Annotated in this window: 12 protein-coding genes; 7 read left to right on the top strand and 5 right to left on the bottom strand. The window is 58.0% G+C overall.

Features of this window, described 5'->3' with window-relative positions; genetic code table 11:
* The 3 genes from FTW19_RS25935 to FTW19_RS21375 are packed head-to-tail and all read right to left on the bottom strand — an operon-like array spanning position 1 to position 3,502.
* On the bottom strand, positions 1-1,335 hold the full coding sequence (locus FTW19_RS25935; RefSeq protein WP_222705489.1) for an ATP-binding cassette domain-containing protein: 1,335 nt from the start codon (positions 1,333-1,335) through the stop codon (positions 1-3).
* A gap of 2 nt (positions 1,336-1,337) precedes the next feature.
* On the bottom strand, positions 1,338-2,471 hold the full coding sequence (gene devC / locus FTW19_RS21380; protein WP_187143103.1) for an ABC transporter permease DevC: 1,134 nt from the start codon (positions 2,469-2,471) through the stop codon (positions 1,338-1,340).
* Positions 2,472-2,500: 29 nt separating this feature from the next.
* Positions 2,501-3,502, bottom strand: a complete 1,002-nt coding sequence (locus FTW19_RS21375; protein WP_187143102.1) for an efflux RND transporter periplasmic adaptor subunit — start codon at positions 3,500-3,502, stop codon at positions 2,501-2,503.
* Between the two features lie 167 nt (positions 3,503-3,669).
* On the opposite strand from FTW19_RS21375, the gene FTW19_RS21370 reads away from it, so the two are divergent.
* The 3 genes from FTW19_RS21370 (at position 3,670) to FTW19_RS21360 (ending at position 6,689) form a co-directional block, all read left to right on the top strand.
* Positions 3,670-4,905 (top strand): TolC family protein, encoded by a 1,236-nt coding sequence (locus tag FTW19_RS21370; RefSeq protein WP_187143101.1) that lies wholly within the window; start codon positions 3,670-3,672, stop codon positions 4,903-4,905.
* Positions 4,906-4,944: 39 nt separating this feature from the next.
* Positions 4,945-5,343 carry a (R)-mandelonitrile lyase gene (locus FTW19_RS21365; protein WP_147649573.1) on the top strand — a complete coding sequence of 133 codons (399 nt, stop codon included), beginning with the start codon at positions 4,945-4,947 and terminating at the stop codon, positions 5,341-5,343.
* 119 nt (positions 5,344-5,462) lie between these two features.
* A complete protein-coding gene (locus FTW19_RS21360) occupies positions 5,463-6,689 on the top strand; it encodes an MFS transporter (RefSeq protein ID WP_147649572.1) in 1,227 nt (408 codons plus the stop codon).
* A gap of 180 nt (positions 6,690-6,869) precedes the next feature.
* On the opposite strand, the gene FTW19_RS21355 is transcribed toward FTW19_RS21360, so the two are convergent.
* Positions 6,870-7,775 carry an MBL fold metallo-hydrolase gene (locus tag FTW19_RS21355; protein ID WP_147649571.1) on the bottom strand — a complete coding sequence of 302 codons (906 nt, stop codon included), beginning with the start codon at positions 7,773-7,775 and terminating at the stop codon, positions 6,870-6,872.
* A gap of 252 nt (positions 7,776-8,027) precedes the next feature.
* Here FTW19_RS21355 and FTW19_RS21350 point away from each other — a divergent pair, with 252 nt between their 5' ends.
* The 4 genes from FTW19_RS21350 to FTW19_RS21335 all read left to right on the top strand — a co-directional run bounded on the left by FTW19_RS21350 (position 8,028) and on the right by FTW19_RS21335 (position 14,360).
* The gene (locus FTW19_RS21350; protein WP_147649570.1) at positions 8,028-11,468 is read left to right on the top strand and encodes a TonB-dependent receptor; all 3,441 of its coding nucleotides are present in this window, start codon (positions 8,028-8,030) and stop codon (positions 11,466-11,468) included.
* 16 nt (positions 11,469-11,484) lie between these two features.
* Positions 11,485-12,657, top strand: a complete 1,173-nt coding sequence (locus FTW19_RS21345) for a sialidase family protein (RefSeq protein WP_187143100.1) — start codon at positions 11,485-11,487, stop codon at positions 12,655-12,657.
* Positions 12,654-13,364, top strand: coding sequence for a GntR family transcriptional regulator (locus tag FTW19_RS21340; protein ID WP_187143099.1), 711 nt, complete (start codon positions 12,654-12,656; stop codon positions 13,362-13,364). Before FTW19_RS21345 ends, FTW19_RS21340 begins: the two co-directional genes overlap by 4 nt.
* Before the next feature lie 81 nt (positions 13,365-13,445).
* Positions 13,446-14,360 (top strand): dihydrodipicolinate synthase family protein, encoded by a 915-nt coding sequence (locus FTW19_RS21335; RefSeq protein WP_187143098.1) that lies wholly within the window; start codon positions 13,446-13,448, stop codon positions 14,358-14,360.
* 376 nt (positions 14,361-14,736) lie between these two features.
* On the opposite strand, the gene FTW19_RS21330 is transcribed toward FTW19_RS21335, so the two are convergent.
* Positions 14,737-16,242, bottom strand: coding sequence for a sialate O-acetylesterase (locus FTW19_RS21330; RefSeq protein WP_147649566.1), 1,506 nt, complete (start codon positions 16,240-16,242; stop codon positions 14,737-14,739).
* Positions 16,243-16,603: the final 361 nt, after the last annotated feature.

Genomic DNA, 16,603 nt, shown 5'->3' with positions numbered 1-16,603 from the left:
TTATGCCCGGCCAACATACTGATGCGCTACACGGATAGAGCTCTCCAGGATGAGTCCCAGCGGTTCAACGAAATCGCGGAAATTGGATTCATCCACGTGAGTAAAGACTGGGTCATCCGTCTTCTTGAACATCTGGACGACAGCCAGTACGTTCTTCTCGCGGTCGAGGATCGGCATGCAGAGGAGCCGGTGTTCTCTGTATTCCGTCTCATGACCGAAGGCCAGATCAAAGTGCGGGTGGTCGCTGGTGTCGTGGACATTGATTCCTTGCCCGGTCCGTGCGACATGTCCCACCATGCCTTCGCTCAGCGGGAGCACCAGCTCTCTTTCGTCTCTACCGAGGGTGTGCGCAACACGCGAATACAGCGTGCTGCGTTCGGAGTCGACGACAAAGATGGAGGCATGGTGCGCGCCCAGGATATGTTTCACCTTCAGCGTGACCGCCTCGAGTATCTGATCCAGCAGGGCTTCGATGGCATCACGGTTGCCCAATTCGAGAGTTTCGAGAAATTGTTCGAACTCTATGGTCATTTCCTGGACGATATCGTGGAACTGCTTCTCTGAAAGGTCGTGGACGTAGTCCATCAGGCCTCCGCTACGTTGCAGCCTGGCAAACGCATTGAGCAGGTGCCCGGTATTCGCGGCGAGTCCGGCGGCGAAGCTGGTGATGCGTCCATCTTCCAACGTAAGAATGCGATCGGCGATGTCGAGAATTCGGTTGTCGTGGGTCACCATCAGGATCGCGCAGCCTTGTTGTTTGGCCAGGGATTTCATCAGGTCTACGACCTCACGGCCGGATTTGCGATCGAGCGAAGCTGTAGGCTCGTCCGCCAGAACGATCCGAGGCTGGCGCACCAGCGCACGGGCAATGGCGACTCGCTGCTTCTGGCCGCCGGAGAGATGCTCGGGATGGTGCGTCAGGTGCTTACCCAGGCCAACGGTGTGCAGCGCTTCGGTGCATCGCGCCTGGATGTCCGCTTTGGATGCCCGTACTCCTACGCCGAGCGACAGCTCTACATTCTGGATAGCGGTATGGGATGCCAGCAGATTGTGGTTCTGAAAGATGAAGCCGATATTCTCGCGCGTTTCAATCAACCGGGAGTTCGGGGCGCCGTTCAACTCCTGACCGAATACCTTGACGCTGCCTTTCTGTACCGCTCGCAAAGCTCCGGCAAGCGTGAGTAGCGTCGTCTTGCCTGATCCGGAAGGGCCGGTAACTAAGACGATCTCCCCGGGATAGATCTCCGCGGAGACGTCAAAGAGCACCTGCCTTTCAAGGTGGCCCTTGCCGTAGTAGTGATCGACGTTCCTAATCGAGATGATCGATTCAGGCATGATTAGAAGATCTCCGCCGGGTCCGCCAGTCTTAGCCGGCGCATTGCCAATGCTCCGGAAAAGACGCACATTCCGGCCGTAAGCAGGTACACCACGGTGACCCGGATCGGGTCCATCCGCAGGGGCAGCAATGTTGCCCGATAGGCGATGGTGTAGACCACCTGTGACAGAACCAGGCCGGGAAGAAATCCAAGGATCGAGAGAATCAGCGATTCCTGGATCACCAGCCCAAAGAGAAACCTGTCGGTATATCCCATGGCTTTGAGCGTGGCATATTCAGCCAGGTGTTCAGAGACATCGTTATAGAGAATCTGATAGACGACCACCGAGCCGACGATGAGTCCCATCAACAGTCCAAGGCGGAAGACAAAGCCAATGGGTGTACTGCTGGCCCAGAAGGTCTCTTCGCGCTCCAGAAGCTCTTCGCGTGTCAGCACCAGCACATCGTTGGGAAGAATGGCCTGCAATTCTTTGCGAACGATTTGTGGATCCGATCCGGCCTTCAGCTTGATCATTCCGATATCCATCAGCGATGGATCACGGTCTGCCTTCCACGTCTTCAGGTTTGCATCGCTGGTGATCAGGTTGCCGTCGTTGGCGAAGGATGTGCCAAGTTGAAAGGTTCCGCCTACGCGGGCCGTCACTCCGGAAAACTCCACGGAAAGAGGGCCATGGGTGAGAAGGTCCGCAATCGGCCCGAACTCCGGCCGCGAGCTGGAATCAAATAGCACGGTCGATGGCCGGCGTAGCTCCGCGATATGCGCATTGACTCCGGGAAGATCAAGAATGCCGGCCTGGGGCGGAATCGCGATGATGAAGATATCCCGCTGGATGTGATCGACCGGATTCGTCCAGGGTGCGCCGCTCAGATACATCGGCGCTGCCCATTCCACCTCGCGTACCCCCATCGCCTGGTCCAGGCGTCGCAAGGTAAACGGCGAGTTCGAGTTCGCATTCCGATATTTCGGGCTGATCAGCACCAACTCGGCGTTCATGCGCCGATAGAGCAGGCCGACGCTCTTAAACAGCGCCTGTTCGAAGCCGAGCTGGACAAGCATCAGGATGACGGCAAAGGCAATACCAGCCAGAGCGGCCATCAGGCGGCGCTTCTCTTTTACGAGCTGCCGCCATGCCATGGACCTTCCAATTGTCATGACGGACTTGCTCATGGCTGGATGACGACGGATACCTTTCCGTGAATCAGGCCTGCAACCTCTCTGTTATCAGTAAGCCGAATGACGACAAGAACCACGCGGGAGTCGGCAAAGGTGGCGGGATCAGTAGGAGCGAGGTCGGCGCGGCCGATCTCATGCCCAATCGAAGCGACGGTTCCGGTCAGAGTCCTGCCGGGCAACAGTTCGCTTTGAACTTCCGCGCTTTGCCCGGTCTTTACGCGCCTGATATCCGTCTCGTAGACCTCGGCAATGACGCACATCTCCGCTGTCTTGGCCAGTTCCAGAACACCCTGCGGTCCCACTTCTTCACCAGGCTTGGCATGCACGTGCAGCACAACACCATCGGCAGGGGAGTGCAGTTCGGCCGAGGCGAGATCCAGACGGGCGCGGTCAAGCTCTGCGCGCGAAGCCTCCAGTGCCGATTCCGCAAAGCGAATGTCATCGGGGCGCACTTCAGACAAGCCGGCAAGGCGTGCGTGCGCCTGTTCCGTCATGCGACGGGCGTTCTCCATCTCGGCTCGTTTCGCATCCAGCTCTGAGACGGAGACATCATGGTTCGCCTGCAACGACTCGTAGCGCTTGTACTCCGCCTGTGCATTGTCCAGCGAGGCCTGCCAGCGCGCGACTTCGGCATTCTGCATCGCCAGATCGGAGCTTCGCGGTGCGGCTCGCAGCTGGTCCAGCTTCACCTGATCCAGATTCATGCGGGCCTCGGCCTGACGCACGGCGGCTTCGAGCTGTTGCTTTCCGGATAATACCGCGATGACCTGGCCCGCCCGTACGGACTCTCCCTCGCGCACGTTCAGCTTCGCGATGATTGCCGGGCGGCCGTTGATATTCGGCGCTGCTACATGCGTTACGGATTCAGAGGGCTCAATGCGGCCGCTTGCCGATACGGCGGATGTCGCCGGTATGGCTGGGATAGCAGCCGCCGGAGCGGCCGCGCCGGCCGGTTTACGAGCGAGAACCCAGACCAGCGACGCGAGAATCATCGCACCAGACGCAAGAAGAGCGGGTCTTCGCAGCGCGAATTTTGATGATTGTGGCTCCATGAATTCGAAAGCTATCCTAACCTACTATGAAAGACCTCCTGTGTCTCTTGGCAATTTTTTGTTGCCTGCCGTCAGCGTGTGCCGCCCAACAGGTATTACAGCTCAACATGAAGCAGGCGATTGAAATAGCGACGTCGCCGGAAGGCAGTGCGTCGGTCCAGACGGCTGAGGCGGTCATGCAGGCCTCCAAAGCACGCGTCTCCTATGCCCGGTCTCTGCTCTTTCCGGCCATTGACGCCTCTATCGGGGAATCCAACCTGACGCGTAACCTGTCCGCCGAGGGATTCAACTTTCCCACCGGCGTCCCTAACTTCACCATCCCTGACGAGGTGGGTCCATTCAATAACTTCGATGCCCGCGTCACCATGTCGTACACGGTCTTTGACCTGGGCGCCATTCGGCGGTCGCATGGCTTACGCGCAAACCTCGATGCCGCCAAAGCAGATATCACAGTACGCCGTGAAGTTACGGCAGCCCAGGTTGCCCATGACTATCTGCTTGTGCTCCGCGCGGAGTCCTCTTCGGAGGCTGCCCGTGCAGGTGTTGCTCTATCGGAGTCTCTTCTGAAAGTGGCACAGGATCGAGCTGACGTTGGCAAAGCCACCTCTCTGGACATTACGCGGGCAAAGCTGACGTTGCTGACAGATCGCCGGAAGCTGACAACGGTTGAGAACGAGGCTGCTCAGGCACGTCTGCAGCTTTTGAGCGATCTCGGAGTTGGTTTCGCAACCAAAGTTGAATTGACGGATCACTTATTGAGCAAGACAGATGCTATGCCTGACATAGAAGCTGCAGTGGCAACGGCTCTTCAGGGACGTCCTGAACTGCAGGTGGCACAGAAACATGTGGATGAGGCGCGCTATAACAATAGTGCGGTCAGTGGCGAGCGGATACCTTTGATTACTGCATCTGGAGACGTCGGACCGCTGGCGAGCGTGGTCACACACACCGTTGGCGTGAGCGCAAAGATTCCGGTCTTTGACGGAGGCCGTATCCGCGCCAGGCACGCCGAGACACAGGCCATCGTGCGTCAGAGTGAGATTCAAGAACGGGATCTGCGCCGAAAGATCGAACTCGAAGTTCGCCGTGCCCATGCGGATCTACACTCCGCAGCGGGTCAGGTCGAAGAGTGCCAGATGGCCCTGACGCTTGCAGCGGATGAGGTGGCTGAGGCGCGCCGGAGGTTCGAGGCGGGAGTAACAGGCAATGCCGAGCTGGCAGAGGCCCAGGCAAAGCGCGCGCGGGCACAGGATGACTGCATTGGCGCACTCTTTACCTGGAATCAGGGGCGCATCGACCTGGCAAGGGCTACCGGCACAATGACGGCATTTACGCTTAACTAACAACATCGAAAGATCAGGATTCGGACAAAGGAGTAAGAGATGGAGATCAAGAAGGTAGGAACGCAGGTATCGACAAAGGGACCGGCTGACTGGTTTACCGGCACTGTCCGTATCGATCCGCTCTTTCAGGCGCCGGAACCGGCTCGTGTGAATGGTGCAAGCGTCACCTTCGAGCCGGGAGCGCGGACAGCCTGGCATAGTCATCCGTTGGGCCAGACATTGATCGTCACCGCAGGCTGTGGATGGGTGCAGCGTGACGGTGGGCCCGTACAGGAGATTCATCCCGGAGACGTGGTGTGGATCGAACCCGGCGAGAAACACTGGCACGGCGCATCGCCGACGATAGCCATGACCCACATTGCCGTTCACGAGCGCCAGGGCGATAAGGTCGTGGACTGGTTCGAACATGTCACCGACGAGGAGTACCGCAAGGCATAAAAAGAGAAGGTCCTGCCTCTACCGGCAGGACCTTTTCTGTATGCCTTTACGGTATTCGTTTTCTCTACGCTTGACGATTGAAATCGATTATCAATAATCTAGCGTGGCGAAAGGTTCCCGTGAAGGTTTGGAAGTCCGCATACCCGTGGCTCGTCGTTGTCCTGCTGTTGTTTGTCTGGATGTTCAACTATCTGGACCGGCAGGTCATCTTCTCCATCTTCCCGTTACTGCAGGCGGAGCTTCATATCTCCACGGTGCAGCTTGGGCTGCTGGGGACTTCGTTCCTGTGGGTGTATGCCTTCAGTAGTCCGCTGGCGGGGCATCTTGCAGATCGCTTCGGCAGCAAGCGGATGATCTGTTTCAGCCTGCTGGTATGGTCGTTGATCACGCTGCTGACCGGTCATGTGCGGGGATACGGGCAACTGGTGGCGATGCGGTCGCTGATGGGCATCAGTGAGGCCTGCTATCTACCGGCAGGCCTGGCCATGATCGCCGCTTACCACGGCACGCGAACACGATCGAGAGCCGTAAGCCTGCACTACAGCGGCACCTATCTGGGGACAGTGCTTGGTGGAACGCTGGGCGGATGGATCGGCTCACGTCATGGATGGCGCAGCGTCTTCAATATCTTCGGCGGTGTTGGTGTGCTCTATGCCTTTCTGCTGATGAATCTGCTTCGGAACCCGTCCGCTGAAACACAGGCGGAAGAGCCGCCGGTGCCGGGGAAGGGGCTCAAGGAGTCGGCCTCAGTGATTCTGCGCACTCCCGGGTACCGATCGCTGTTGACTGTCTTTGGCATTGCCTCCATCTGCGACTGGGCGATCTATACATGGTTTCCGTTGTATCTGTACGAACGCTTCCACTTCTCTCTGACGAGTGCGGGGTTTACAGCGACCTTTTGGATCCGTGCTGGAGGCTTCATCGGCCTGCTCTGCGGCGGTTTTCTTGCCGACTCCTGGGCACGCCGGACGGCACGCGGGCGCGTCTGGACGCAGACGGTGGGCCTGGGGCTGGGTGCGCCATGCCTGATCGTCAGCAGCGTAACTGGAAACGTCTCGCTGTTGTGCGCCTCCATGCTGTTGTTTGGGCTGGGGAAGGGAATGTACGACGGCAATACCATGCCGGTGCTCTGCGAAGGCATCCCGCCGGAGATGAGAGCCACGGCATTCGGATTCCTGAACTTTGCGGGCACAATGCTTGGCGGAGCTGTAGCTCTGATCGCCGGCGCACTGAAAGCAACGATTGGACTGAATGGAACCTTCCTCGGTTGCGGTCTTCTGATGCTGGCCGCGGCAGGCATTACAGCTCAGATTCGTATGCGCCCTTTGAGTGCGGAGCCGATCTAGTCTACGAGCTCTCCTTCCCACTCCTCGTCCTTCAACGCACGCCTACTACAGCAGGGTCGGCCCAAAGTACGCATTCCTGACGAGATGCGCATTTATTTATCAGGATTAATGCTGTAGGTATCAACCGTTTGATTGCCAAGAAGCGCGCTTGGGGGTACTAGTGCATAAGTGGGTTCGCACCTAAAGTCCCAATACTTCACCTACGCCAGCATAGCGATAATTTTCTCCAAGACGCTTCCGCAAGATCGCGAACGTCTTCTCGCCAGTGCAGTGACCAAGCACCGTCCGTTGCAGGTGATATGTATCCAGCAGCGCGGAGACAGTGTGGTCGACCTGGCCTGGCGTTGAAACGACCATGTGCAATCCTCCGACCAGTTCAAAAATCGAGCCCGCATGCGTCTGGGCCACTACATTTGCGAGAATGGCTTCAATGCTCGGATGCGAGCACCCCACGATCACGATAGGTCCCTGCGGCGTGTCCAGAATCAGCGACGTCTCGGGCATGTCGCGAAAGCCCGGAGTCTCCGACATCGTACTGATCAGATGAATATGAGGCGTGATATCGGTGAACTTTGTCACGGCATGGAATCGGGCCGCAGGCCACGCCGTCCCATGAGACGGCGGTGGCGCAGGTGGATTGCCTCCGAAATACCGCATCTTTGCTGGTAAGGAAGTATCCTCGGTGGCAGGCGCGAAAAAACTCACCGGCGTCGTCTGCAGGAACGTTTCGTCGCCGGGTACATACACCGGCACATTCGGATTCACCGAAAGCACATAGCTCAACCCGGACGTATGATCGCCGTGGCGATGCGACAGTACCACGAGGTCGATCTTCGACAAGTCGACATGCAGGCGTTTGATGTTGGCTGCAAACATCGCTGCATTGTTGCCCGTGTCGAATAGGATTCGCTTGCCATCGAACTCCACCAGTGCGGCATAGCCCCAATCGAGCGCGAGGCCGGGCTTGTCAGAGAATGCATCGTAGAGGATGGTGATCTGGTTGCCCGTCGCCACATTTTGCGCCGCAACAGGAGAAGCGAGACCAATCAGCAGCGTGAGCACAAGAGCGATGGGTGAGCGAGGCATGGACGGATTGTAAGCTCTTGCTCCATTCTTCAACCGGGAAATCACCGAGAAGTTCCGGTTACGGGCGGACTGTGATTCAACCTTCGATGGCACTCAAGAACGAGGCCCTGATCGGAATCGCAGGTCGATGGAATCGAACTCATCGATTGCTTTGTTCGTTCAATAGATTATCAATAAAATACTATTGACATCATTTGGCGCTCTTCGATAGTCTGCCCTCCGTTCTGAACAGATCGACTTTCGGAGTGCCCTATGCCGTTTGTTTCCCAGGTCCCTTCCCGGCTTCGCTGGCTTGTTCTCGTTGTTGCCGTTCTGAGCCCGGCTTCTCGTGTCCTGGCGCAGGCCTTCGGCGAGATCGCCGGCACAACTACCGACGCTTCGCGCGCCGTTGTGCCGAATGTGGCTCTCACGCTTTCGAATGAGGCGACGGGAACAGCCGTTCGGAGAGTATCCAATGGCGCCGGCATCTTTGTCTTTCCTCAGCTCAACCCCGGCAGATACACGCTTACGGCGATCTCACCCGGCTTTGGTCAGCAGGCGGTCAAGAGTATCAACGTTGGTGTCAGCCAGACGGCGCATGTGGATATCGTGCTGCAGGTCTCCAGCGTTACTGAGCAGGTCGTGGTGGCGGCGCAGAGCAACGCGCTCGATGTCGACAACGGATACAAGGGCCAGATCATTGAGCAGAAGCAGATCGAAGAGCTTCCGCTGCCGACACGGAATCCGCTTTCGCTGATGGTGCTTACTCCCGGCGTGCAGACTGCGCTCGGCAACTCCGCAGCGAATCGCGGCGGAAGCGACAGCAGCGTGGCCTCTTCCGGTTATCAGGTCAATGGCGGCGTCCGCACCAACTTCGGCGGATTCTCGGAGTACCTGGTAGATGGGGTTACCATGACCAATCCTCGTGACGGCACTATCATTGCGCTGCCCTCGGCCGGAACCGTCCAGGAGTTCCAGGTACAGTCGGGTGCGATGTCAGCTGAGTTCGGAGCAACAGTCGGCGGTGTGATTAATTACGTCACCAAAAGCGGGTCGCGCACACTGCACGGCATGATCTTTGAGGACTACCGCGGTACGCATCTCAATGCAACGCCAGCCTTGCCCTACGGTTCGCCGAAGCCCCTGAATAACTACAATCAGTACGGTGGCAACATCGGCGGGCCTGTGTGGATTCCGAAGATCTATGACGGGCGCAAACGCAGCTTCTTCTTCGTCGACTATGAGGGGCTGCGCTGGGCAGCACGATCGAACTCAACCGCGTCTGTGCCTACTGTCCTGATGCGCCAGGGCATCTTCACCGAGATTACGACCACGGTCTACGACCCCAGCACCGGTAACGCAGCTGCCTCGCGTACGCCATTCGCGGGGCAGAAGATACCATCGCAACGCTTTACCGACTTCGGCAAAACCGTAATGGCGCTCTATCCCATGCCGACGACTACGGGTGTTTCGAATAACTACGTCACGGTCTCGAAGAACTACCAGACCACCGATACCTTTACGCTGCGGGGCGATCAGTACATCGGGCAGAAGCACCGGCTGAGCCTGAAGTGGACGCGCGACGAGTACAACTCACCGGCAACATCCGGGATTGGCGTGAACGATGGTGGGACGCAGAATGTGAAGATCCCGACGCGGAACTACACGGCGTCGTACAACTACGCCGTTACGCCGAACATCCTGTACACGGCGGTTGCGGGTTACACGTGGTTCCACCGTTACTTTGCCGATCCTACCGATAACACGATCGGCACGCAGTACTTCGGCTATAGTGTCTCTCCGGCGTTGCCGAGCGGCTCTGCAGTCAATGTCAGGCCGTCGGCTTCGGTAAGCTTGTTCAACTCCGTTGGAACAGGCACGCCTCAGGACCGCTATACGACGATCCGCGAGCTGAGCCAGATCCTCTCCATGACACGCGGGCGCCACTTCCTGCGTGCGGGTGCGGATATCCGCATTTACAAGGCATCGGGACTCGTGACCTCCGGTTCGCCAACCGGCGCCTTCGGGTTCAATGCACTGCAGACTAGCAATGGAAGCTCCACCACGGGAAGCGCTTTTGCCTCGCTGCTGCTTGGGCTCCCGGACACGATCAACTTCGACCAGGAGCCGAATGCCTCAGCCGTGCTGACGACGCCGGCCTTCTTCCTTGCTGATGACTGGAAGGTGACACCGCACTTTATGCTCAATCTGGGCTTCCGTTATCAGTTCAGTACAGACTTTCTGGAGCGCGCCAACTCCGTAGGCTGGTTCGATCCCACGACGATAAATCCGATCGTGAATCTCCCGGGCGTCATGCAGTATGCGAATGTCGGCGGCAATCCGCGTGGCTTTACCCAGGGGGACTCTGGCCAGTACGCTCCGCGACTCGGGTTCGCCTATACCCCTGCGGCCTGGGATGGCAAGATTGTTATCCGCGGAGGCATCGGCGTCTACAACGGTCCGTTTCCGATCTATGGCTTCTACTCCTCCGCGCCAGGGTTCAATGCGATCTATAACCCCATTAAACCGAATTCGACCTCACCGGCCGCGGCGCTACAGAGCACCTATACACTCTCTGCTCCCACCGGGCCGCAAGGGGCAAGCGCAGGTTTGGGTACGGCACTTTCGACCATCTATAACCGGCAGATGAACGCTCCCCGCGTTGTGCAGTGGAACTTTGGGGTACAGCAGCAGATGCCGTGGAAGATGAAGTTTGAGCTTCTATACAGCGGAAATCGCGGACAGCATCTGCTCATCACGCAGAACATCAATCTGCCGTCCCAGTCGCTGATCAATACAGCGATTGCCATGCAACAGTCCTCCGGCAAGACCGGAACGGCTTCAGCGTATCTGAATACCGCGGTTACAAATCCGCTTGCCGGCAAGGTTCCGGGAACGCTTGGGAACGCCACGGTCACGCGTGCTGTCGCATCGGAGGCCTTCCCGCAGTTTGGCAATGTTACGGTGCTGCTCGGGAATCGCGACTCCATCTACCACAGCCTGCAAACCACGCTCGACCGCCGCTTCAGCAAAAACCTGACCTTCCTGGCGGCATACACCTTCTCGAAGCTGATCACCAACTCGACGCCCGGCTCCTTTGCCTCGCAGAGCAACACGGGAACCTTCCAGAATCCGTATGACCTTCGCGACGCGCGGGCTGTAAGCGCCTTCGACTCGACGCATACCTTCTCCATTACCGGTCTGTACACGCTGCCATTCGGGCGCGGACAGAGCTACCTCACGCATGGATTCTTTTCCGCACTGTTGGGTGGTTTCCAATTGACAGCTATTGAGCGCTCCGTCTCCGGCGTGCCGGTGGCGGTTACGCAGGCAACTTCCAATGGGCTTGGAGTAGGCGGAGCGCGCCCGGACAAAATCGGCGATCCTACGGCAAACCGGCATACCAATACCAATGGCAGCCGCCAGTGGATCAATCCTGCGGCCTATGCCATTGCCGACGGTCACTTCGGCAACTCGCCCATTCGCGATGCCAGGCTGCGCGGGCCAATGTTCAACAATGTCGATATGGGACTGCAGCGGTTCTTTCCAATCTGGCGCGAGGCCCAGCTTCAGTTCCGCGCCGAAGCCTTCAATGCGCTCAACCATACCAACCTGGCGATGCCGAACTCGGATGCATCGAGTACTTCGTTCGGGCAGATCACATCCAGCTATGATCCTCGTAACTTTCAGTTCTCGCTCCATGTGTCGTTCTAAGGTTTTGGAGGAAGGGATGAAACACAGACTACGATTGGTCGCGGCCGCTATCCTGCTGAGCTGCGGCGCGGCCTGGGCGCAGGTGGAGAGTGTCAACCTGTGGAATGCCGGTATTGGCGGGTATGCGACCTACCGTGTGCCGGGTATCGTGAAGACAAAGCGAGGAACGCTGCTCGCTTACTGCGGAGGCCGGAAGGATCTCTCCAAAGGAGACTGGTCGCCGACAGATATCCTACTGCGCCGCAGCACAGATGGCGGCCGCACGTGGGAGCCGTCGCGCATGATTGCAGGCAATGGCCAGGAGCTGACGGATAACGCGGTGATGATCGCGGATGGCAAGACCGGCGGGGTGCATCTTCTGTATCAGAAGAACTACGCGAAGGTCTTCGTCAGAGATAGCAGCGACGATGGCCGAACCTTCTCGCAGGAGCGGGAGATTACAGATATCTTCGATCAGTTTAAGAACGACTATGACTGGAACGTGGTGACGCCGGGAACCGGGCACGGCATTCAACTTCGCGATGGACGTCTGCTGGCATCGATCTGGATTGCGAATGGCAAACTGAATCCTGACGGAACACGCGCGCATGGTCCCGCTGCCGTTGGAACTGTCTATAGTGACGACCAAGGGCGGACGTGGAAGCGGGGCGCCCTGGTGGCGCGTGACTCGGCTGAGATCGTCAGTCCCAATGAAACGGTGGCTACTCAGCTACCCGATGGCAAAGTGATGTTGAACATTCGCAGCGGAGGCGCGGAACATCTGCGCGCCGTATCGACGAGCGGGGATGGTATCTCCGGATGGTCGAAGCCGCGCTTCGACGCACAGCTCTTCGACCCTACCTGCGATGCGGGCATACTGACGGATGCCGCAGAGAAGCGAGTGTACTTCTCGAACCCGGATGCCCGGGACGTGCCCGGAGCAAAGGACCGCAAGTGGCGTGTGCGCGAAAACCTGACCCTAAAGGTCAGCGAGGATAACGGACAGACATGGTCGCATGAGCGCGTCCTTGATCCCGGGGTGAGCGGATACAGCGATCTCGCCTCAGGGAAAGAGGAGCTTTATGTCATCTATGAGTCCGGATCTTTACAGGGTTCGCAGACCAAGCCTGACCATGTTTCTGTAGCGCGGGTAACAAAGTCGTGGTTGATGCAGGGGCCACAACCCAAGCCATGGAGCTCGCCGGAATGAGTGGTGCTTCCAATTGCGGCTCGGCATCTAGTAGCATCATCGCTGTGCCCACCAAGGAACTGAACCCAATCCGAACGCTCAGCAAATCACGCGGAGTGTTTGAGGAATTGCGGCAGGCGATCTGCTCTGGTGACCTGGCTCCGGGAACGCCGTTACGCGAAGCCCATATCGCCAAACAGCTCAATGTCAGCCAGGTTCCGGTGCGTGAGGCGCTGCTGCAGCTTGAGCATCTCGGCCTGGTGGTCCGGGTCCAGGATCGCGGCACAACCGTCACTAAGCTCACCCGTCGTGAGATCCAGCAGATGATGGAAGTGCGGCGGCACCTTGAAGTGATGGCCTTTCATCTGGCAGCGGAGCATCTGACCGATGATGTAGTGCTCGAATTGAAGCGCCATCTGCGGCGCATGCAGGAGATGGTGGCCGACGGCGATCATTTCGCAGTGGCCGAGGAAGACTTCGCCTTCCACCGCACAGTGTGGCGTGCCTCGGGTAATGAGGTGCTGGAGCAGACCCTGGAACGCCTCTGCGTTGCGATGTATGCCTTCGTCAGTCTGAAGCGTGCAGCAGCAGGAGAGACTCTCAAGTCCGCGGTAAAGTCGCACCGCAAGCTACTGGAAGACCTGCTGTCGCGCGATGAGAAGCGCATCACCGCAGCGGTGAACGAGCACATCAGCTCCACCACGATTCCCGATACAGTCGCCGACTAAGCAAGAGATTGCTTCTCTTTCACGATGTCTCCGTTTGGGATGATACATTATCAATAATCGCTAATTGCTTCGGGAGGCCCCTTGTCACTCCATCCATTCGCCGGCATCTACGCCGCATTGCTCACACCGCTAACCCCGGATGGCCGGTTGAACGCTCCGGCTGTGCAAAAGCTTCTGCTCGAGCTGACCTCCCAGGGGCTGGATGGAGCGTATGTCGCGGGAACCACCGGCGAGGGTATGCGTCTCTCCATGGAGACCCGCAAGGAACTGGTGGAGACGGTGATGGAGGTTCTGCCGGCAGGGAAGCGGATCTTTGTGCATGTGGGAACTCCGGATGTGCGCGATGCCATCAAGCTCGCTGAGCACGCGGCCGAAAAAGGGGCACACGCCATCAGCAGCCTACCTCCTGCACTGGACTCACAACAGGTGATGGCTTTCTACAAGGAGCTGGCACAGCACTCGCCGTTGCCGCTGTTGGTCTATTACTTCCCCAAAGCTGCTCCGCTCGCCTTTCAGAAGCCGCAGGAGCTACTGGAGATCTGCGATCTTCCCAATGTCCTCGGAGTTAAGTTCACGGACTTCAATATGTACCTGCTGAATTCACTGGCGAAGCGGGGCAAGCTGGTCTTCAACGGTTATGACGAGGCGCTGGCCGCTGGGCTGCTGATGGGGGCTCAGGGAGGTATTGGAACTACCTATAACCTGCTGGGGCCGGTGTATCTCGATATCTACCGCGCCGTGCAACAAGGAGACTGGGAGACAGCGCGCACCCTGCAATACGACGCCAATGCGGTGCTCGATATTCTCTTCCGCTATCCATTCTTTCCCGCGGTACGCGAGGCTGTCCGCCACATGGGCATCGATTGTGGGCCGATGGCCAGTGGCGAGGCCTTCGCCTCGGATGCCCAGCGCCAGGCCTTTATTGAGGACATGGATGCCAATCTACCGAAGGGGATATTGCATCGTATCCAGTGGCCGGTCGCGAGCGGACGGTGACCAATAGGTACGAGTATCAATAAATTCACTTTGTGTTTTGTTGAGAATTTGGGGTTATTCCTCACCCACCTTAGCGTTGCGAGGGCGGGGCACCCAGGCTGAGACGAGAAAGCAGATTTCTCCGCTACGCTTCGAAATGACAAAGCAAAAGGTGCCATAGCTCTGAGCGCTGAAGGCGCGTTCTATATCAGCCTGGGGCAAGGCCCCAGGTTCAAGGTCTACAAAGATCTTAAAGGGCTGAAAGCCCGCTCTATAGTTCTGCAATGAAACGAATTTGCCGAGGCGACTTATTCTCCGAACGTTTCGATTAGGTAGGAGCGAGCTTAAAGCCCGCTGCTCCTACCCAATCCTACATAGGGAATGTTCTGAGGCAAACCTATCGCTCTGACGTGAACGTCCCCAATGGCAATCCTTTTCCGTTGTACACATAGCAATCAACCCCGCCATTCCAGGCATACCGAACATAACGGGGTGTGGCCACTGCGGCCGCTTTCACGACGATGGTTTCACCATCAATCGTCGCCTCTGCCGGAGAGAACTTGTGATCCTCTCCGGCAACTTCGAATTCGCTCAGCGGATTCATCTCACTGTGAAGGCCGGTTGCATGGGCAAGCCATACCCGCATCGTTCCGCCTTCCTGTGTCGCCTGCACAAACGTAGGAGACTCGCCCTGGACTTTCTCGCCATAAACTGACTCACGCGCGACCATCGCCAGGCGATGAGCTACGGTCTGTTTATCGGATGGGTGTACGTTGTCGTGATTGCCGACATCGAGGGTAACGGCCATGCCAGTCTGCCCCAGCTCGAGCGTCCTCCGTTGGGCCTCCCGCACTTGGCCCCAGCCATCGTTAACATGGCCGAAGTTCGAGATCTGCACATAGAGAAAGGGGAAAGTTCCCTGGCCCCACTGGCGTCGCCAGTCTTGAATCATGGCGGGGAAGACGCGCGCATAGTAAGGCGCTCGTTCCGGTGCTGTATCCGTCTCTCCCTGGTACCAGATCACGCCTTTGATCCCGAACTTGGTAAAGGGCGCCACCATGCCGTTGTACAGCGTCGACGGAGTCCAACTGCCGGAGTGGTCATAGGAAAGGCGAGCATGCGTTGGCACTTCCTTGCCGGCTTCCTTCAACGCTGCATCCTCGGCTGCGTACCGCGCTTTCAGCGTGTCGGCGCGGCCTTGATCGATTGCGATTCGCGCTGCGTCCGCGGCGACTGATGGCAGGTTCGCATAGGCGATACCCTCACCGCTCATCCAGGCATGGGCCGGTGTGCCACCCCAGGTTGAATCGATGACGCCAATCGGGACGTGTTCTTCCTGTGTGAGTTCTCGGCTGAAGAAGTAACCCACGGCGGAGAAGTCCTTCGCCGTCTCCGGTGTGCACAATGTCCATGTATCCTGCGCATCGCTCTGAACCACAGTGGAGGTGCGCTTCCTTTCACGGAGAAGGCGGATCTTCGGCTGCGTCGACGCCGCGATCTCCTTATCGCCATTCAGCAGCGGGGCACCGGTGAAACCCTTGAGGGGGAACTCCATATTCGACTGGCCGGAGGCGAACCATACATCGCCGATCAGCAGGTCTGTTCTTTTGACGGGCACACTGCTCTGCGATCCTGTCACCGTTAGCTCATAGGGCCCACCTGCCTCTTCAGGACGCAGCCACAGTTCCCAGTTCCCATCGGCGTTTGCCGTCGCCGTTGCTGTTTGTCCATGAAAGGTGACGGTAACGGTTTCCTGTGTTGCGCCTGTTCCCCAGATGTGGATCGGGCGGCTGCGTTGCAGTACAGCATGGTCAGAGAGCACGTTGGGGAGGCGAACCTCCGCAGCCGCAGAGAGACTGCCAAGCGAGAGCAGCGCAAAGGAGACGAGGGTATTGCGATTCATTCAAAAGCTCCACAAGAGTGTCGGATGGGGGATCAAGATAGCAGGATAAGCATAAGCGGAGTGGGCATAGTCGCGTCCACTTAGAGCAGATGGAAAGATTCATTCTGTAGCTTGTTAGGAATTTAGGGTATTCCTCACCCATCCTGGCGTTGCGAGCATTCACCCCAACGAACACAGTTCGTTGGGGACCCCGGTAGAAAAAGTGGAAAAGCAGATTTCTCCGCTGCGCTACGAAATGACAAACAAAGCTTGCCATGGGTCTCAGCGCTGAAGGCCGGGGTCCCCAATGAACTTTGTTCATTGGGGTGGAAAGGCGCGTTCTATACCAGCCGGGCAACGCCCCAGGTATCAGGCCGGTTGG

Origin of the sequence: Terriglobus albidus (assembly GCF_008000815.1) — a bacterium.
GTDB classification, from domain to species: domain Bacteria; phylum Acidobacteriota; class Terriglobia; order Terriglobales; family Acidobacteriaceae; genus Terriglobus; species Terriglobus albidus_A.
Note: the sequence above shows the minus strand (reverse complement) of the source record. Positions and strands in the feature narration are given on the sequence as shown.